The organism is Paraburkholderia sp. CNPSo 3272, assembly GCF_024206495.1.
Lineage (GTDB): Bacteria > Pseudomonadota > Gammaproteobacteria > Burkholderiales > Burkholderiaceae > Paraburkholderia.
In genome coordinates this window covers 264,076-283,659 of sequence record NZ_JAMBPQ010000003.1, presented here as the reverse complement: position 1 = coordinate 283,659, position 19,584 = coordinate 264,076, and the positions used below count along the sequence as shown (strand labels likewise).

Below are 19,584 nucleotides of genomic sequence, written 5' to 3'. Positions count from 1 at the left end.
GTGTATCGGGCATGCCTTTACGCAGTCAATTAGCCAGAGCAGCCGGTTGTATTTCGGATTATTTGACCGGTCGTCCTGCGCATAGCACGCTGGACAAAATCTTTCACAACGAGAGAGGAGCTTATATGGCGACAACATGCTTCCGAGCGGCCGCAGCGTATGACGCTCTAGGTCATGCCGCAGAGTGAGAAGATTGAGCGCATTCGACCACCTCGCCGCCAAATCCGTGATTCCGCATATTGCGAGTCCGTAGCAATCCTTGGCTATGTGCCTGCGGCTATCGAAGTGTCGACCCCCAAGCAGTGGTGCAATGGCACGGAAGGCGAAGGTCCAGGGAAGCATCCCGTGGTGTGCGGATAGACGGCGGAAGTAACTTCGCAGGTCTTCAAGAGTATCTCCGCTGCAACCCTCAGGAGACAGTCCGAAGCATGCCGAGCGAGGAGGCGCGTCGTCTGGCCAACCTCCCGGTCGAGACGCCAACCGAAGAGAGGAGTTCATCCTTGCTTCCTCTGCGTATTTCTATTGGTCGCCTCCGCGTCGAGCAACAACTCGTCCCGAGCCTGCTTTTCGGTAATGTAGTTGTGTTTACTGTCTTTCTGGAGGTAAGACTGGACGGCATCCTCTCCGACCAGCGTATCCTTTACAATCTTCCTGTGAGCTCTCTCGGATGGCATCGAGCTAAAAAGAAATTCGTCTCTCCATTGTCGGCCACCGTCAGCATCGCATTTTTTCACGGCTCTTCTCAAGACGTCGACGGCTTGGCCACAGTAACCGAATGTGCCAGTAAACATGTACTCAACTTGACCCGCGATATCAACCTTGCAAGCGAGTGGCAGTGCCTCCGCGACTGATTTCACAAACTTGCAGAATTCTGTGAAATCTTCTCTTGTCGGTTTATATCGCGAGTAGTGAACGACCTCAAATCTGCGTGAGAGCTGGTCGGTTGCCACGGCAATTTCCTCGGAACCGTAAGAGCCCAGTACAAGCAAGTGAAAGCCTGCCCGATTCGCCAAAGACTTCAAAAGATTCCCAAACTCGCGAGGGTCTCCCTTTGCGCGAGTGAAATGGGCAGCCTCATCGAGAATTAGGTATGTCGTTCCTCGCCCTATAAGCGCTTTTTCAAACATAAGTCTACTGTTACGCACAAGGTCACGTGACTTCCCGAGTTCTTGATAGTTGTTGATGCCGTCAAGTATGCTGGGCGCGAGCAAGGCATGACACAAATGTGTGTACTGTAGCGGCCAATTAAGTTCACGAGTACTAGCATCGACTGCATCCACTTCACACATCACTGCAGGAATAAGGCTTGAGTCATTGTCGATTTCTACCGCGTTGGACGAGATATAGTCGGCTAATTGCATTTTACCCAAGGTCGACTTGCCGGCACCGGTGCCGCCTACCACGAGAGTGGTAGAAAGCCCGGCACCCGGCTTCGCTTGGTTGCGTATCACATTGATTACCTTATCCTGGTTCGCGTGAGGGAAACGGAGTGCATCCATGTATGCTTCTTTGTCGGCGGGACTGCCCGCGATGGCTTGTTCACGCGCAGCCGCTTGTTCACGTGTAAGCATGGCATACTCCCGGTAACGTTAGAGGGGGCGATAAACTGGCAATGATTCGTAATCCAAATTGAATTTCTGAACCAACGATTCGCCAGCGTTCGAAGTGTTTGACGCAGGTTGAGGCTTCGATGGTGGCCTATCGACGGTTGTAGGCGCTTGTTCGGTTCCCGTCTGAGCGGACGCTGATTTGTCGTCACCTTTGAGCGTTTCGCCGTCGGTCTCGCGAGGTATGACGTCGGCTATGCCTACCGCGCCGTATATACGGTGAGTCGCAGCCGTAGCGTCTGCGACAGCTGGGAGAACGTGGTCGTTCAGTACGTCGTCGAGCAAGGACTCAAACGATTCCTCAGGCGCTTTCCGCAAGCGAAGCCAAACCTCATAGAATGCATAACGAAGTTCAATGGCGGTCAATCGACGGTATTGCATCAACAGCTTCGATTCACATCGAACCCAACGTCCACGAATGGAGGCCCACGCGACGCTGACGTCCCACATATCGACGAGCACCGGGACGTTCCGTTCTCTACTGCGCAGACGCGAAAACTCGTCGGTCCAGTAATGCAAAGGCCCAATTTGGATGCCCCTCTGCGGGTCAACGGTTCGCGTTCCACCACGCGATACGGGGATGCAGGTTTGAATCATAAACCGGCGGTTAAACGGACACAGCCGCCTAAGGCGGCGGCCAGTCTGGATGAACCCCTTGTTCATGTAATCTTCTGGAGTGTGGTCGTGCGCCGGATGCACGCGCTCCCGGTTGTAACGAACATAGAAGAAATCTTCCAGAAGCCCATGTAATTGTGCGAAGCTCATATGGTCTGCCCGCGCTGGGTCAACTTGCCGGGTGACCGTCCTTACGTGTTTCATTGCTTTTGTGTTGCCGACGAGCTTGTAGATAAGCAACTGGTTCGTTATTCCAAAAAGCCGCTCGATGACTGCACCGAAGCGAGCCTCGTGATAGGGACGGGTCTCGCGCGTTACGTCGTAAAGGTGACAAAGCGATTCGAAGGCAAGGGACTGAAGGTCTTTGCCGCCGTCAACGACGATGAATTCTGGCATACGCCGGTGAAGCCTTATCATCTCGCGTATAGCCATCATGCAGCTCGTTGCGCTCGGGGCGTGAGCGGCCAGATAAAATGCAAGTACGGCGCGCGACGTTGCATCCATGATGATGGTGAGCCACGGCCTAATCCTATATACACGTCCTCCGTATCCGCGAATGTAAATTATGATGTCAAGTTTCGTATGGTCGATGTGGACGCGATGAAATGGCCGACCTCCGTGAACTTTATCTTCGTGGTTTAAATACCAAACGATGGGCTCGGCATTGTATGCTCGACGACTTCCCTCACGAGAGCGAATGTCAAAAAATGCGCGATAGTGTCGGTAGAAAGTGTTCTTGGACGGCGGAAACTCTATACCGCGCTCGGCGCAAAGGGTTTTACAATCTTCGTAGGCGTTGCTTATGAGGGGATTTGTGGGATTGTTGTGCCTGCGAGCAATTTCACGAATCACGTCGAGTTTCGCTTCACTAATTTGTCGCCCGCGCCCAGGGGGACGCCGGCGAATTAGTGCAAGCATCTGCAGTGGTGCCGAATCTCCGGCCTCTCGCATTTTTTTCTTCAGGCGCTGAACCTGTCGAATCCCAACGCCGACCGCGACCTGCGTGCCGCGCGGAGCATGTTCAAGCGCTTCCAGGAGTAGAAAGCGGTCGCGAGCTTGTTTAATGCGTCCGTCTTCATAGTGCTCATGCTGAGCCAAAAGCTCTTCGGTGCTCTTGGGAGTCGACAACATGATGATGTCGCCGGAGTACAACGCGGATTGAAACTGCAATTCCGGCATTTCCGCTGCAAGAGTCACTGATGAATCGCTGTAGTACAGGACTTTCCCTGTGGGCATTCCTGAAATCGTGAAGACTTCGGGCGTACCTCGAAACATAAAGTCGCTGCCTACCTCGACGTCAAATGTGAAAGCCTCTGCAACGGCATGCAGCGGAGGCCGGTTCCACTTGACCAACTCGAGCTGCTCGCGACTAGAGCAGACAGCTACATCATGGGGTTCGGAAAGGTCGTCGAAATCGAGGTCGACGTGAAGCCGCTGCTCGGCGATTGCCTTCCACACATCATCTACCCTGAACTTCCCTTGCGGCGTGGGGGCGATAACAGGCTCATTCCATGGAGTGACGTCATCGAAAGCTTTCTCACAGAGAGCGGCAAGGCTCAATGCGCCGGGCTTTTCGACGAGAGACTTGATTGCATTAAAGGCATATTCAGATAATGGTTCTGAACCTTCGCCTAGAAAGTCTCTGAGGTGTTGAAGGTTTGTAATGAAGACGGGATTGTGCTCGACGGAGGACCGAAGGCAGAAAGTGATGCCCATCTCGGCAAAAAACTGCTCTTTTTCAGGGCAATGCCAGGTGTTATCACTTTCTGACTTGTAATATCGCCATGGATACCGTGTGGCAAGCTCTTGCAAGAGTTTTTCAGTCTTCCATTCGTCTACAAACGGGCCCGCTGCAGTCAATCTCAGAATGTCAGGCGTGTATGGAACATCTTGGATGTACTCGCTCGAGCGACCGTCCGCGAAGGTCCTTCTTATTATCGTTGGAATGCTGACCTGTTCCGGTTGGCAGTAGAGCTCGCGCGTGACGTCGTCAAGGTCGTATCGATAAACAGCCGGAAATTCCACGTTGCGGCTTTCGGTTGCGACGCGCCGCTTCATTTTCCGCGACGTATAGCAGGTGACGGAATTGCCCGCGCCGCCTCTAACCTTTCGCACAGGGGAATGTAGTCTCGAGCTAATAATGTACTTCTTTCCGCTGTCTGGCGTACCCCACTCAGCAAACGCATCGAGTAACTCCGAGTGCGTGTATGGCCGAGCTGGGCCTATCGGAGCACGTTCCGTCAACTCTTTATCACATAGCTGCCACTTTGATAACGGGGGCAGCTTGATTGGTAACTGAATACTCACCTACGCTACCTGTCAGCTACATTTACCGCCGAGAGCTAGGAGTTTTCCGATAGCTCTCGTACCAGTGAGAGTCCTGCTTTGAGGTCTCTAGCACGCAACGAGTCGCCTACTTCCGAACATCAGCGCTACGCGGGTGTGTGGTAGGACTTTCGCCCAATGGCCTCTTTGCCTTCATATTGCTCGGTGCGATTTGACGCGGGCTTGCGAAGACTTATCCGCGAGCCTTTCTAAAGAAGGTAGATTTCCTGACGCAGTAGGCAGCGCACAAACTCACTCTGGGGCATGCAGTAGATTCGTTCGTTCGACGCTGAGCGATATAAAATCGTGTCTTCCGTGACGCGAAGAATTACGAACAAGCCGCTCTTGCCCCTCCACGTGAACCGGGAGCCTTTGTCGACTGTGCACACTATGTGCAGTTCCGTGCATTTGGAACTCGATGCGTCCTGTGGGGGGCGCGAACCAAGACCAGAGACAGGTAGGCGAATTTCCATGTTGCCCTCCGGGTGCAGTGTGAGGGCACCTCCGGGCCATTGACATCGTGCGATTGCTTACGATGTGCCGGGTTCCCGCAGAGTTCCAGGCCGCAGGCTCCCAACGCCGGTCGCCGCAGATGCGCCAAAGCAATTGACAAATTCAACCCAAGGCGATGCCCCATCGCCAGAATAATAGACCATGAAGGTACAAAGGTGAAGAAAAACAGTTCCGCCTGAAGGTGTAAACAGAAATATTAAACTCTTTAGCAACTGTAGATGGTTTATACCCGTCCGCCGCTGATTATAGACGCCAGGGTGTGGTCGGTTCGGTTAGAACCATTTAGGCATACGAATTATTTTCGAGCGATTGTATGGCTGCAAGTCGCCTGACTATGAACTGCTGAGCCGGCGAGCTGGAAAGTCCATTTTCGGCCCTCAGAAGAACAACATGCGGCACAAGCTCGCTGCTGTAGCGCGACTTGTTGTGGTCGAGGATGAGGGGGAATGGTTCATGACGTTGAGCAACGTGGTCTGCTGCCTCGCTCACGCGTGTCGGCATGCGAGTATAAGCGGACGCTCGTTTTAGCGTTGTTCCGATGACTCGATGCGCCAGTGCCCACGGCAGCATGGCTAGACAATCGTCTACTCCAAGGAAGAACGTCCACCATGTGTTCAACACAATTGTCGCCTTGGGATACGGAGTCAGCAGGTCGGAGAGAACGTTAGCGTGCTCGAACGGCTTGTGACCTCGCGTCGCAAGGGCTGGCATGCGACCTTCACTGAAATGGACCTCGTCAGGATGCAACACGCCATCGAAGTTGAGATAGATATTCATATTCGCCTACCCACTTCAGATGCCTGAAGAGTCTTGTTCCACGCGACGGATGTGAGCCGAGGGGCGCAATCGACGAAATGAAAGCGTCCTCGGAAGCCGTCTCTGCTATCGGATAGCGGGTTGGTTTCGGGCGGCGTCGTTGTGGCGCTTTGTGCGGCCTAGTCATCCAACTGACCCGCCGAATTTCGCAACATCTGCCTTTTCGCTTTCGCGAGACGACGGCGCATACGCGCCAAGCAGAGTGGCAATCCGACTTTTCCTCGTGCTGAAAAAGGCTCAGTGCAGTGGCGTCGCCGCGCGGTGCGGAAGCTTGGCCGCCAAAAGTATCGCCATGCGAGTTCGTATATATCTCGGGACTTCCTTCGGTATCGCTGGTCTCTTCTGGGTTACCGTCTTACACTTACGAGTTTTGTCGCGCTTGCGGCCATGGTTTGTGTTTTCGAGTTGTCGAGTTGTCGAAAACTGAGATTTTTATCGCACTTTTAGTATAGGGGGTATGCGTGTTCGTGGCAAGGAATTCCTGCTGTGGGTGACTCATGGCCGAACCTGGCGGCACGCGTTCTTCGCGTAGCGCTAGCGAGGAAAGACGTAACCTACGCGCAGTTGGCGGAGGCTCTAGTCGCTGCGGGCGAGGACGACAGCGAGCGCGCGCTCGTATCGCGTATATCCAGAGGCACGGCACAGTTCAGCTTGCTCCTCCAAATTCTGCATATCACAGACTCAGAGCCACCTCCGTTATGGTCGGCGGCAATCTCTCGAGAAGGGTCTTGGGAGCAGCGTGCGGCCGCCGCGCTTGGTGCGGAACTGGCGGCTCAGCCTTGGATAACCTCGGCGGAGCTAACGCGCCGACTGGCGCTGGTAGGTGTCCGCGCCACACCGAGGACCGTCGCGCGCCACGTTTCGTCCGGAAAATTTACCGTCACTTTTTTCCTACAGTGCCTGACGGTGCTCGGTAGCCCCAGCGCCGACCGCTACATTGACCTCGGCGACCTCCGCCGTGCAGCGTTGCGAACCGCAGATACCATGGGCGACGCCTCGTCCGATTGAGCTTGCATTTTGCATAGGGCCGACTAGACTAAAAGTGAGATAAATATCTCACCTATGGCTCTCGTGCTTGGCTAGAGTTCTGGCTCGGGAGACGCCTCTGCTTGACTGCGACCGAGCCGCCGAGCGGTCCGACTCAACACTTGGACGGCCAAGCAATATTTCATTTTCCTTTCTGTCGTTGGCGCGCATGCCCCACGTTGGGTCGGCCGGTGCTGCGTAGCCCGCCCGTCAGATGTTGTGGTAGAAGTCTTGGCGCTCGGCCCGCGCTGCTCGATGGTCCCCAGAAAATTCTGGTCAGCAACTTGCCGTGTATCGATTTGGTGTGCAAAGCAATCGCCATGAGTGCGCTAGTTCAAACTTTCTCTAGTGACTCTGGTCTCAACGGCCCCAAGGTTGCTCTTCTCGAATGGCGCATCCTGCAAGCAGGCCATGGATGCCATTTCGTCGGCATCGACGTTGCGCACAAAAGATGCCATGCCAGCCCGGCCATACGCAACCTTGACCTGGTCACGATGGTTGGAATTTCCAACGCTGGCTGTACATATCGCCTAGTTGGACTTCCGGGGTCGACCGACGACTGGCTCCAGATGTGGACGGCGTGGTGCGCTTTGTTCCGGCAGCCGTCACCGACTGACGTGACGGCGGAAGTACTTCGCTGGCGGTCACACACCGAATCTCCAACACGACATAATGTCTGCGACTGGGAATCGGCAATGTCATTGTGGCTGACACCTTCCGTGTCTGAGCAGCCGATGGTTCGACTGAGTGCCTGGCATATTCTTGAAACAGATTTGCTCACGCGACATTTTGTCGGACGCAACGAGGCGACTGGGCATACGAGGGTGAGTTCGGAAATTTTCGATTTTGACGCAATCGCTCGACGCGGAGTAACCCGCTCTGGGCGGGTGTACCAACTAGTCGGCGACAGCTCCGTAAATCCAGACGAAACGTATGTTTGGCTACAGTGGTGTGCATTCAACGGTATCCGCTCCTATTCGGACGTTACGGCATTGATGCTTTCAGACGGAGCACGCACATGACGACGCCTTTCGAGCGAGCGTCGGCAATCCTAGATGCGCGGGATTTTCTGCAACAGCTCTCTCGGATGAGCGCACCTAACTGCCCGCAAAGGTCCGACACCGTGCCGAAGCACTACTTCGGCATTACCCTGACTAGGGTGATATCGAATTTATCTGCATCGCCTTACCTCACGCTTTCAAATGCCAGCCCGCAAAAGGACGAGATGGCCCCACCATTGCAGCAACCCTGCTGACGAACTTCGGAGGCAGCGCTTTGGCTAGAACTCTTGCCCGTCAATAGCGACAGGCGCTGCCGTGTCGAATCGACGCGACTGCGCAAGCATTGGAGGCGATGAATGCGGGACAAGACTCATCGTGCAAGTTTGGAGCGGGCGCTCGCCGCCGCAATTGACAAGGGCATACGACGGAGTCTGGAGGCAATGACCGCGCGCACGTACGTAGACCTGAGGACAATGTCGTCGTTCGAATTAGGACTGCTGTTCAAACGGGCGCTGCGAGACGAACTGTACGAACGAAATCGCGAAAAGGAACGACGAGCCGATACCCACAGGGTCACAAGGTGAAAGAAACGACGTGAACAACGTAGACGAGCAGCGGCCAGTTATGTCAAAAGGAGCAGAGCCATGACTATGCCGGATGAACGCACGCGTGCGCTGATAAATGCGCGCGAGCTGCTTTCTGACACCTCGAAAATGACGTCGGTAGTGAATGTCCATTCGCTCCGACGACGAGCGGCCGCCGTGCTACGTCATTATCCAGATGACGGGATGCTATCGCTGATTGCTGCCCAGTCGCCGTGGCTCGAATGGCCGTGGCGAGACCATGGAATTTCAGCGCCACAAGCCGAAGACGATGGTGCGAGTGTGTCCGGCGGGGACGACATGGCAGACTTTGTCGCCAAGCTGGGAGCAGTGCTCGCCTCAAATCCCATGACCGTTGCACAACTGGTGAAGGCGTTGGTATGTGCGGAACCGAATAGCTACGTGCTGTTCATGACGCACTATGCCGACGTAGAAGAGGCGGACGGAGTCCGACAGGTGAGCATGCAGGAGATGGTATGGACGCACGAACGGGGTGCGTATAGAGGAGACCCGTACGACGTGTGGTACCCGCGAGGTCCGGTACCGCGCGAAGACGGCTACCACGATGTCAAGTATCAAGCCGTTCGGGTCGTGGTCCTGTCAGATGGCCCGACGAATCTCCGATTCGTCGGGCAATGACAAACGAAGGTGAAGAACCCTTTCGTCTTGCATCTGGAGGGGAGATATGTCCATCTACTTGAATTTCCCGGGTGAAGGCTCGGAAACAGTGTACTTGGAGCGCTGGTCGATACGCGAGTCCGCCAATGGCGAGCGGCGCTTCGTAGGATATAGCAGGGAAACGCGAGATGGACGAGTGAGCACTCCGGTAGTTGAACTAGATGCCGAGGCACGTAGAGGCCGCACAGCCAGCGGCCGCATTTATCATCTAGTAGGCCCGAGCGGCTGGAGCAGCGACGGCGAATACGTGTTCAGTTGCGTTGCTGAAATCCTCTGCGAGGGCGGCGCATGGCGCGACGTCACTGAAGAGTTGATTCCTGATTGTCGCGTAAGAAACCGTGAGACTGACAACCCGGCGGAACTCACGCTCGATGCAACCGCGCGGCTCCTCTTTGTTTCGCCTTTTCATGTGCGGAGGCTCATCGAAGAGGGCAAGCTGCCGGCTCGCACGGACGAAGAAGGAATTCAACGCATACCCAAAGCGGTTGCGCAGGCGTATCGCGAGAAAATGCGCAACGACCAGCGGGAGGGGATGGAGCGAATGATGGACGCATCGCAGCGCGCAGGGCTTTACGACGCTGAGATTGAGGACCTCGCGGTGCGTCGAAAAACTGACAACGGCAATGGGGAGTAACGAGCGCGGGACCAAGGAGGACGCAGTTTTAGATTTTGTGTCGTGTTGCTCACAACCGTATGTTGTTTTGGCGTATTCCGATTTTGAATTCTCATCGTTGATAGTCCGGCGAGGCATAGACCTCGACAACGAACGAGGCTTTGATGCAAAGGTAGACGACGAGATGATTCGATTGATGGCGGGGGAGACGATGTGGCTCGAGCGACCCCGACGTGCAGGAGAGATATTAATGACGACCCGAAAGGTGCTATTTCTTGATATCGACGGTGTTCTGCATCGTGGAATCGCTCGCAGGTCTGGCAACCTTGTAGTGAGTAGTGCGCCCGGATTCATAGAATTATTTGAGTTCGCGCCGGTGCTAGATGAACTACTCCGACCGTATCCTGATGTCGAAATCGTCTTGTCTTCAGACTGGGCTATCGTTTTGGGGACTCAATATACAGTAGCAGCGCTTCCGTTGTCCACATTGCGAGAACGTGTTGTCGGAGCGACGTACGAAGACTCCATATTTAACGAGTACTTTTGGTTCGTGGTTCCACGAGGTGCCCAGGTCATGGATTACGTGAGCAGAAACTCACCTTTGACGTGGTTGGCTGTCGACGACCGCGAGGACGGATTCGAGTCGCACCGTGACCGACTCGTGCATTGTCAGACGGATGCCGGGCTTGGGGACCCTGTTGTCGTTGAACTATTTCGCCAGCGTTTGCAGCAGTTTTTCTCAGGAGGGTCGACAGATGACATCAACGAGTAATGAGCCGCCATCACATCAGCAGCGAACATTGCCCGTCCGTATCACCGACGGCACCTGGTTCCGCCAAACGTGGGCGATGTCGCCAAGAAAGTCATCGCCTATCTTCGACAGCGCTGGCCATAGTTCGCGCTCACCTACCCAAACTCCTTTGCAATCACAGTTCTGGGCGATGCAAGTGCATACGTCCCTACGAGGGGGAAACAAAAATGCTTAAAGTGACGGTGGAGCTTTGGCCCGGCGGCCGCGAAAGCGGAAAACGCGTGATAGCAACGGCCGACATTTCGCGCGAGCGAGACGGGGCGCTGGCGGACTACGAAGCGGAACTATAGGAGGCATTGATTGGCGACGTTGGTGACACGGCACTGCTTCGCGGCTACCCACGCTGGTCCGCTAGCGTTTTTGATTTGGTCGCGCGATGCCTGGCCGCTGCACTGAATAACGGAAAGGAGGAGTTGCCGCCGCGCCCGTGTTGCCAGAAGTGACCGTTCACGTGCGTGGCGACGGCGTTCGCTATGTCAAACTGAGCGAAATCCCAGAGCCAGCGAAAACTTTTTTCGAGAAGAACCTCGACGGCTCTGGAATACCCGGCAATGGCTGTGCGTACGCGCACGATTGGCAGGACTTTCTCGCGGGACAGCGCTAGTGCAGGGGCAGCGCAAACGCGATTTGATTGCGGCCGACGCGTCAGACGTGCGTCGGCAGATGAGCTGCAATTCCTTCTTCCTCATATCCACGGGCAACAAGGAATCGTTTCCTTCCTCGACGCGGAAATCTCTAAACTTGACGAGCTCAAGCGCGAGGCTCAACGCAACATTATTTTGCTGAACGAGCGCCGCGCTGTCCCTAATTGCCGCCGCCGTCACCGGCAAAATCGAAGTGCGCGATACCGCAATGTATTCAGCGGCGTCGCGGATGCCATCGACCAGGGAGGCGTATGGCGCGACGTGACTGCCGACTTGATTCCCGACTGTCGCGTAGGTAGGCCAGACAACGGATAAGACCTCTCGCTCGACGCCGCCGCGCTAGTACTATTCGTTTCAGGTTCGTACATGAGGCGGCTTATCGATGAAGGAAAGCTCCAAGCTCGTCTAAACGACGATGGATGTCGACGGATACCGACAGTGTCACCATGGACCACGGCGCTATGCGGAAATTCGACTCGAGGTCGACGTCTCGCGCATCGCATCGATGGCCAGTGAGACAATCGATTCCTGGTACATTGAGACTCAAGCAGGCTCTCTTGGGCACACAACGTGGGGGTCCTAACTACGTCAGAGGTGTTCATGGGCGTCAAACATACCGAGGGAGACAAGAGCAACGCTATTTGCCCGCATTGCCATCAGGTGGTCGCGACGACGCTCAGGCGTCGAGATGTCCCGTTCAGCGATGGGAGCGGCCTCGTCCGGGACCTCCTGGTGGCTGTATGCGACAAGTGCGACATGGTGGTCGCAATCCCTGCTCAATCAACGCCAGCCATACAGGAAGCGCGTCGCTGAAGTGCATAAATTGCCAAACGACGTCTTATGCGGCCGCAATGACGATGGCGCGGAACGGGGCAAGGAAGGGCGTTAGCCCGACGCAGCCGTACATTTCAGTCACAGGTCACCGGCAAATCGCAGGTTGGTTGGGCCTGGGGAAAGGACGACAACTGCCTCCCGCGACTACGTGACATCGCTGTAGCCGTCATCGCGCTGCGCAGGTTCGCCTGATGGATTCGTACAGAGTGCCCGGCTCCAGCAGCGCGAGCGCCCTACGCAGGGTCCACAATCCATGAAATCGGTCCCCGGCATTGGAAGCACGTGCCCCCAAGATGTCGTTCTTGGCGATTTTCACCATCTGTTCTCTCTCTTGGGCTCGCAGATGTGCTTGCGATGTCACTCGTGCTTGGACCGTGCGCGCTCGCAGCGGGTGGGCAAGTTTGCGGGCACTGACCTTACCTTTCGGCGAACACCGCCGTTCCAAGGAAGGTGAAAGCTGTGGTGAGTCGAGCGCTCAGCTAGCTCTCGCCGCGAAGCAGTATTGATGCTCCAATTGAGTACAATTATGAATGCCTTGCGTGCCACTTTTACACTAATTATGCGCATTGAATAATGGCTGCGGATTCGTCATTGGTACCGGTGCGGCTATCGCGTAACTGTCGCTGCGCTGAGCGAGCTGTACGTCGTCAGCTGAGCCAGGATACGCCAGGCAGGCAACCGCCGGAGTTATGGCACTAACGGGGAATGCTTTGAACAAGGTTGGGGATATTCCGAAGCCTGAACGGCCCGTTAGAAAGCGGCCAGTAAGGGAGTAAAAAGCATCGGACTGCGCTGAGGCTCTTCGCAGGAACTTGTTCAGGAAAGCATGGGTTTCGCGCGACACGCGGTCCACAGCACGGTTACGGGGAAGATAATGAAGCTCGAACGCTTTTCAAAAATTCGCGAATACCGCATCTTCAAGGACTTTACCTGGCCTAGAGGTCTCGAAGATTTCGGCCGGTTCAATCTTATCTACGGCTGGAACGGTTCTGGGAAGACTACCCTTTCCAGCATTCTTAGAGCCATTCAGACATCGACGTCAATTGGCGAAGGCGACGTCGATTTTGTTCTCGATGGAGCGTTGGTTTCGGGGAAGAAGCTCAGCGGAGCGGCCTTGCCGGCAGTCCGGGTGTTTAACCGAGAGACGGTGGCGCGAAGCGTCTTCGAGAGCAGCGGTGGAAGCTTTAGCCAACTCCCTCCCGTATATGTCTTCGGCGAAGACAGCGCGGAAAAGCAGCGTCAAATGGACGCGTTGAAGTTGGAGCTTCCGAAGCAAACTGACATTGCAGCAAAGGCTTCCGAAGAGGAAGCGCGTGCGCAGAAAGGGGTCAACGATTACGCAACAAACACCGCACGCGCTATCAAGAACCTGCTCGTTGCTCCAGGCGGTGAGTTCAACAATTACAATGCGACCGACTTCAAGGAAAGAATGTCGCGTTTCAGTCAAGCAGCGACTCCTGAGTTGACGCCGAAAGACCGGGAGACGTTGCTAAGTCTAAAGAATTCCTCACCGCTACCGAGTATCGAGCTTCGTTCCGTCAACATTCCCGATGCATTGAACCTTCGAAACGACGTCCGGGAGGCTCTGTCGAGAACGGTCGTATCGAACGTCATTGAAGGTCTCGCTGCTAGTCCAGTGGTTGGTGATTGGGTCCGCAGTGGGTTGGCGATTCACACGCATGGCGAAGACGCCACAACATGCAAGTTTTGCGAGCAGCCGCTGCCCGCAAACCGGCTGCGGCGACTCGAGGCGCATTTCAACGACGAGTTTCAACGATTTACTCGCGACCTTCAAAACTTAGCCGAGCGCATCGAGAACGCTGCCAACCAACTTGTACGGACCAACCTTCCTGACATCAGGGATTTATATCCTGAACTCCGTTCCGACTTTGAGTCCGAGGGAAGAACCTATGAACTCAACCTCGGCAACCTCCGCCACGGCCTGCTAGCGCTCGCCAATACCGTGAAGCAAAAGCAAGCGCGCGTGTTCGAGGCGTTGGACCTAGAGGGTCTTCTCTTAGGGAGCGATGGAATCCCGGCCGAAGACAAATCATTCTTAGACACTTTCATGCGTATTCTGAGCGCAGGAGCACCAGCGCTCAGTGAGTTCGTCGGCAAGCAGACATTTGCGCGCATTGAACAGATTGTGGAGAAGCACAACGCAAAGACCCGCTCTTTCGAGGAGAAGGTTAAGGTTGCTCGCGAGAAATTGCACGACAACGAAATAGCAGTCGCGCTTCCCGAATGGCTCGAAAAGCAAAAGGCGCTGGAATCCGCTACGAATGCCCGTGTTTCGGCCAACGACGCGAAAGCGAAGACCGAGAAGGAGATTCGTGCGCTGGAGGCCGACATCTTGAAACACCAGGAGCCTGCGGATGAACTCAATCGCGAACTGCGCGCTTACCTTGGGCACGATGATATTCAAGTCGCAGTTGAGGCTACTGGTTACAGGTTAGTGCGACGAGGCAGCATTGCTACAAATCTCAGCGACGGCGAGCGAACCGCAATTGCGTTCCTCTACTTTCTGAAATCACTCCAAGACCGGTCTTTCGACTTGAAGGATGGTGTAGTGGTTGTGGACGACCCAATTTCGAGCCTCGACTCTAACGCTATTTATAGTGCGTTCGGCTTTATGAAGCGTCGGCTATGCGACGCTGGTCAGCTATTTGTGCTGACCCACAACTATACCTTCCTGCGACAGGTGCGAAACTGGTTCGGACATTTGAATCGGGGAAAGGCAAAACAGGGGCTTCCTGCGCGCTTTTACATGCTGCGCGCATCCTACGTCGGCGGTCAGCGAAGCTCGGCTATCGAGGCGATGGACCCGTTTCTCCGGAAGTACGAGTCGGAGTACCACTACCTCTTCAAGAGAATCGTGGAAGCGAGTGCGCTTCCGGGAGGTGGGCCGCTGGAAACGTACTACGAACTACCGAACTTGGCGCGGCGCTTACTGGAAGCATTCCTGGTCTTTAAGATTCCGGACGAAGATACGCTACACGCAAGGCTCGAGGCTGTCGATTTCGATGGTCCCAAGAAAACCCGGATTTTGAGGTTTCTTGACACGCACTCCCACAACGAGCAAATTGCCGAGGGTCATGACGACGCCTCAGCGCTCTCAGAAGCGCCAGACGTACTCAAGGACTTGCTCGAGCTCATAGAGAAGTGCGATGCGGGGCACTTTGGAAGAATGCGGCAAGCACTTACTGCCTAATGAACGCAGCGCCCGTTTCGCTCCGGCAGCGTGGCTAAAGATGCAGCGTGGAAGAGAAAGCGAATGAGTGACGATTCGACGATAGAGCAAATCATCGACCAGGTTCCTAATGGTGTACACCTGTATAGAATCCGAGATGCCTTGCAAAGCGGTCATGCGGCAGTGATGGTCGGAGCGGGCTTTAGTCGCAATGCAGAGCACGGAAGTGAATTGCCGACTTGGTCTACGCTGATGGATGCGCTGCTCGCAGACCTGTACCCAGCAGCGGACACGAGACAAATGGCCGCCAACCGATTCGGTGGTGTAAGCGGAATGCTCCGTTTGGCGGAAGAGTATGCGGTAGCGCGAGGCCGAGCGCAACTCGACACGCGACTCCATCAACTACTGCCTGATGCCGGTGTCATCAACCCGGGACCGCTTCATATCAAGCTCCTGTCCCTGCCATGGGCTGACGTCTATACGACGAACTACGACACGCTCTTGGAGCGAGCGCTTGACCACGACCGGAGACAGTTTATTCCAAAAATTAAGCGGCGATACCAAGTGGTAGTTGCTGCCCAAGACGTTCCCTTTTCGAAGAGCAATGGGAGGCCGCGAGTCGTCAAGCTGCACGGCAGTCTGCGCAGCGGCTCTCCTTTGATTTTGACCGAAGAAGATTACCGATGTTACCCGAGCCGGTTCGCGCCATTCATGAATACAGTTCAGCAGGCAATGCTGGAGAACGTATTTTGTCTGATTGGTTTTTCGGGAGATGACCCTAACTTTCTTCAGTGGACAGGGTGGGTCAGAGACCGGCTCGGCGAGCAAACGCCACCGATTTATCTCATCACGTTGGGCCCGATTCCGGATGGGCAGCGGCTGATACTGGAACGTCGCAACGTCTTTCCGATTCCAATTGACAGCATCGGCCAGGCGGAGGCGCGGATAGACTATGCGAACGCATTCAGAAAACTTTTCGAGTTTTGGAGCCCTCCTGCAGCCCCTCGTCGAGCACATTGGCCTTATCACTATCCTCCCTCGCCGGGCGCGCTGGACTCGAAGGTTGAGGACCTTGTTGCTTGGGCGCGGTTCGCGAAGATAAGTCGAGGGCAATATCCTGGCTGGCTTGTCGCTCCGGAGCGCAACAGAGAACGCGTTATGTCCAGGTCTTCACTGGGGACTACAACGCTGGCTTACCGCAAGCAAGTGGAAAGACTTCCCGCTAAGTTTCGACTCGTTCTTCTGTTCGAAGTTGTGTGGATAATCAATACGGCGCTTGAGGAAATCGACCCGCAGAGAGCTAACGACATCGAGCAAGCGCTGGAAGGAGAATTGGCCTCTGGTAGCGATGTCGATGAGATACCGACGGATGTTGCTACCAATTTGGTACCTTCTGAAGCCGAACTGGCCTATATGCGTGGCTTTCTGGCCATAGCAGTCTTGAGGATAGCGAGACAACAGGGTGATGTCGAGAAGTTCAATAGATGGCAACAAAGGCTTACGACACCCCCATTGAGTGAGAAGGATTGCGAGATAGCGTGCCTAGCACTCCACGAAGAGGTCCTGCTTCACGTCGAGCGATTAAATCGCGAAGAGGCGATGAGAGCCCTAAAGAAGCTTGAGACCCTTGCTGAAGGTGCCGATATGTATTGGCCCATCCGGGTGGGAGCAATCTTTGGGGAGCTTGGGGCTATTCGGCGTGGACGGGAGATTGTACGGAACGGCCTTCACCGAATCCGCGAAGCGATACAGGCTCAAGGAGAAACGCTACCTCTCGTATCTCGAGAGCACTGGGCCGAACGCATCTTGGATGCGATGTCCACCGCTGTCGAAACTGCAGAACAGTCTGCGAGCGCGCGAAAGGTGCCGACAATCGCATCGCCCGAGCGAGACACGGAGCAGCGTACTCGAAGTCCAGATGTCACTCTGCACGACTTGATTCTCCGAGAAGAAGTGGACTCGGGGAAGCGTGAACACGAAGTCACAGTTTATCGCGATGAGAATGCACAGGACCAAACAGAGCATCCAAATTTGCAACTGGACCTTATCTTTCGAGAAATTGACAGGACGTCGACCGCCATCGAGAAGCTATTGGTTAGGTTTGACTCGCGTGACATTTCGCAAACCCCCTGGAAGATACCATTGAACGAGGAAGCGAGGGTGGCCGCCAGGGAGTTCGCTCGACTAACCGAAGAGGCTGCCTATGTGCCTGCAGTCGGCTCGGTTTCGCTATCCGCACAGCATCTCACATCGAGTTTTAGGGTGCTGTCTTTCTGGTATCCGATAACGGAATGCCTCCGGCATCTGATACGGGCCAATAGCGGAAGCGTGTACACCTCTCTGGAACCGCTCACGCGAGCGCAAATAGCGCGCTTGAGCCGAGAGCATGCGCTACAGCTCTACGAGTATTCAATCCGTTCGTTGGATGCTTGCATGGCTCGTTCGCCCATGAACTGGGACCGTCGTGACAGAGCGTCAGTTCAATTCTCTTTGGAGCTAGCGTCAAGGGTACTGTTGAGGCTAGACGCTGCACAGGCAGACGGGGCTGTTCAGCGAGCGATAGGATGGCATGAGAACGACGCACTCCGCGACAACACGTCCTTGCATAGAACGTTCGCTGACTTTTTCCGCCGAGCCGTGCAGCTGCTCGACTTGTGTACTCTGAGGAAGCGGAGTCTTGACCTAGTCGTGCTCAATCCTAAGCCGGCTTTACTAAAGCGATTCCGCGATTGGCCAACTGCCATTGCACTTCTACCATACGAAGTAGACGGATTGTCGGCGGAACAGGCGTGCTCGAAAGCGGTCGACGTAGTCTTAGCTCAATCTCTTCAATCGGAACCGAAAGATGAAGTTTCGAAAGCCTTCCACTTGGAGCGGCTGGACTGGCTCTGGCGCAATGGTGCAATGTCGAAAGACCAAAAACTAGGCTTCGCTGAATTCGTGTGGAAGGACATTCCTCGCGGCACTCTACCGAACTATGTCGGCTTCTATCGCGGAGCTGTGCTAGCGTGGCCTTCTGACCTGCGAGAGGATGTCGAGGCGTCGTTCAGGAAATGGCTGGTGGACGAGCCGTTTCCGAACCTCGTTCAAACGACGACAGGCTCGGATGGCAAGCCGCTGCAGTCAATTGGCCGCACGTCGGAATCGCTTCTTGGAAACATCTTGCTGACCGGGAACCGCGTTGTTCGATTTGCGTGGTCGTCGCGCGACGCTTTCGCCGTGCTCTCCAAGCTGAGAAGTTGGTGGGAAACTGAGGGGCGAGCCCTCGCCGACAAATACGCAGGCAGGCCGGACGAGAAATTCGGCGCACAAATAGTCGCCAATCGATTGAGACTTATGGCTCACACCGTGCAACGGATTCTCGCCCCACACTTGTCAAAGGGTCACGCTGACCGGTTGGACGTGTCGGGGTGGTTAGCCGAGCTGTGGTCAGCTGGGCTGAGGTTAGGGATGAATCTCGTCGCCCTCCTGTTCACTGGACTTGCATGGTGGCCAGAGCGAGAGACCGCTGTTATGGAGATGACATCCAACGCCATTCGACGAAGCGAAGATGGGCGGGCGGTCAGTAACGCTCTTAACTCTGCGGGATTTTGGCTGCTGCACCTCTCATCCGCATCAAGTGGTTCTCGGAGCTACGTCTCGTTCTTGGTTGAACTCGTGTCATGGCAAAGGCGGCCACACACGCCGCTTGCGCTCGAAAGCGTCGCGGAACTGCTACGGCTGGGAGCTCGCGCGCACTTTCTTCCGGAGGCGCATCGACTTGCCGCTGAGCTTCTGAACTTAATGTTAGAGCTTTCTGACAGCGAACCGGGCGACGATATCGCGGAATTTGAATGTCGCCCCGGAATGCGACGGGCCGCCGCAGTATGTCTGGAGGCACTTGGGCGACAGTTCGTCGACGTCCGAGACGGCGAAAATTGGCAGCAGGCGATGACTCTTGTTCGCTCAGATGCGCTACTGGATGTCAGAAATTGTTGGCAGGCGCTGGTTTCGGACAGGGTCGAGTGACCCCGTCCACGGTGCGTATTCTGGAGAGCTCGGAGGCACCAATAGTTTATCCATCGCGGCGGAGTTACCGCACGGTCGGCATGCTGTCCGTGGCGGCCGAGGACTTGCTTGAACACAACTCGGCGGCGCGCCTGACCATGTTCGGGCAGGAACTCAACGACGAGTCGTACGCCATCTGTAAAGCCGACATGCTCATCAAAGGCCAAGACGTTGCAAACATCGTCGCGGGAAACACCTTGTCAGACGACGGCCATACCGGTCGCCCAGACTCTCGTCGGAATTCTCAAAGCTGCTGAGAAAC

Annotated in this window: 11 protein-coding genes and 2 pseudogenes; 9 read left to right on the top strand and 4 right to left on the bottom strand. The window is 55.3% G+C overall.

The features are described from left to right. The 4 genes and pseudogenes from M3I53_RS38570 to M3I53_RS05585 form a co-directional block, all read right to left on the bottom strand. A pseudogene (locus M3I53_RS38570) lies at positions 1-498 on the bottom strand (TniQ family protein); the annotation flags it as partial. Continuing rightward, on the bottom strand, positions 495-1,571 hold the full coding sequence (locus M3I53_RS05595) for a TniB family NTP-binding protein (protein WP_254314980.1): 1,077 nt from the start codon (positions 1,569-1,571) through the stop codon (positions 495-497). The pseudogene M3I53_RS38570 and the gene M3I53_RS05595, both read right to left, overlap by 4 nt. An 18-nt stretch (positions 1,572-1,589) precedes the next feature. Next, the gene (locus M3I53_RS05590; RefSeq protein WP_254314979.1) at positions 1,590-4,280 is read right to left on the bottom strand and encodes a DDE-type integrase/transposase/recombinase; all 2,691 of its coding nucleotides are present in this window, start codon (positions 4,278-4,280) and stop codon (positions 1,590-1,592) included. Positions 4,281-5,342: 1,062 nt separating this feature from the next. Continuing rightward, positions 5,343-5,837: an HAD domain-containing protein gene (locus M3I53_RS05585; protein WP_254314978.1), complete on the bottom strand. Its 495-nt coding sequence runs from the start codon at positions 5,835-5,837 to the stop codon at positions 5,343-5,345. A 525-nt stretch (positions 5,838-6,362) separates the two neighbouring features. Between M3I53_RS05585 and M3I53_RS38565 the strand changes: the two genes are divergently transcribed. The 9 genes and pseudogenes from M3I53_RS38565 to M3I53_RS05540 form a co-directional block, all read left to right on the top strand. After that, the gene (locus M3I53_RS38565) at positions 6,363-6,884 is read left to right on the top strand and encodes a DUF6471 domain-containing protein (RefSeq protein ID WP_375542467.1); all 522 of its coding nucleotides are present in this window, start codon (positions 6,363-6,365) and stop codon (positions 6,882-6,884) included. Positions 6,885-7,920: 1,036 nt separating this feature from the next. Beyond that, complete coding sequence (locus M3I53_RS05580; protein ID WP_254314977.1) at positions 7,921-8,157, top strand: hypothetical protein; 237 nt, start codon at positions 7,921-7,923, stop codon at positions 8,155-8,157. A gap of 390 nt (positions 8,158-8,547) precedes the next feature. Continuing rightward, positions 8,548-9,144, top strand: a complete 597-nt coding sequence (locus tag M3I53_RS05575; RefSeq protein ID WP_254314976.1) for a BPSL0761 family protein — start codon at positions 8,548-8,550, stop codon at positions 9,142-9,144. Positions 9,145-9,190: 46 nt separating this feature from the next. After that, complete coding sequence (locus M3I53_RS05570; RefSeq protein WP_254314975.1) at positions 9,191-9,817, top strand: hypothetical protein; 627 nt, start codon at positions 9,191-9,193, stop codon at positions 9,815-9,817. Positions 9,818-10,046: 229 nt separating this feature from the next. Further along, positions 10,047-10,568, top strand: coding sequence for an HAD domain-containing protein (locus tag M3I53_RS05565; RefSeq protein WP_254314974.1), 522 nt, complete (start codon positions 10,047-10,049; stop codon positions 10,566-10,568). 590 nt (positions 10,569-11,158) lie between these two features. Continuing rightward, positions 11,159-11,566 (top strand): hypothetical protein, encoded by a 408-nt coding sequence (locus M3I53_RS05555; protein WP_254315120.1) that lies wholly within the window; start codon positions 11,159-11,161, stop codon positions 11,564-11,566. Positions 11,567-12,959: 1,393 nt separating this feature from the next. Further along, complete coding sequence (locus M3I53_RS05550; RefSeq protein WP_254314973.1) at positions 12,960-15,296, top strand: AAA family ATPase; 2,337 nt, start codon at positions 12,960-12,962, stop codon at positions 15,294-15,296. A 63-nt stretch (positions 15,297-15,359) separates the two neighbouring features. Next, positions 15,360-19,283: an SIR2 family protein gene (locus M3I53_RS05545; RefSeq protein ID WP_254314972.1), complete on the top strand. Its 3,924-nt coding sequence runs from the start codon at positions 15,360-15,362 to the stop codon at positions 19,281-19,283. Beyond that, a pseudogene (locus M3I53_RS05540) lies at positions 19,280-19,546 on the top strand (N-6 DNA methylase); the annotation flags it as partial. The gene M3I53_RS05545 and the pseudogene M3I53_RS05540, both read left to right, overlap by 4 nt. Positions 19,547-19,584 lie beyond the last annotated feature (38 nt).

Excerpts from the sequence above, each read along its gene's own strand:
- M3I53_RS05565 (WP_254314974.1), top strand. The coding sequence starts at position 10,047 with ATGACGACCCGAAAGGTGCTATTTCTTGATATCGACGGTGTTCTGCAT.
- M3I53_RS05575 (WP_254314976.1), top strand. The coding sequence starts at position 8,548 with ATGACTATGCCGGATGAACGCACGCGTGCGCTGATAAATGCGCGCGAG.
- M3I53_RS05585 (WP_254314978.1), bottom strand. The coding sequence starts at position 5,837 with ATGAATATCTATCTCAACTTCGATGGCGTGTTGCATCCTGACGAGGTC.
- M3I53_RS05555 (WP_254315120.1), top strand. The coding sequence starts at position 11,159 with ATGGCTGTGCGTACGCGCACGATTGGCAGGACTTTCTCGCGGGACAGC.
- M3I53_RS05595 (WP_254314980.1), bottom strand. The coding sequence starts at position 1,571 with ATGCTTACACGTGAACAAGCGGCTGCGCGTGAACAAGCCATCGCGGGC.
- M3I53_RS05570 (WP_254314975.1), top strand. The coding sequence starts at position 9,191 with ATGTCCATCTACTTGAATTTCCCGGGTGAAGGCTCGGAAACAGTGTAC.
- M3I53_RS05545 (WP_254314972.1), top strand. The coding sequence starts at position 15,360 with ATGAGTGACGATTCGACGATAGAGCAAATCATCGACCAGGTTCCTAAT.
- M3I53_RS05580 (WP_254314977.1), top strand. The coding sequence starts at position 7,921 with ATGACGACGCCTTTCGAGCGAGCGTCGGCAATCCTAGATGCGCGGGAT.
- M3I53_RS05550 (WP_254314973.1), top strand. The coding sequence starts at position 12,960 with ATGAAGCTCGAACGCTTTTCAAAAATTCGCGAATACCGCATCTTCAAG.
- M3I53_RS05590 (WP_254314979.1), bottom strand. The coding sequence starts at position 4,280 with ATGAAGCGGCGCGTCGCAACCGAAAGCCGCAACGTGGAATTTCCGGCT.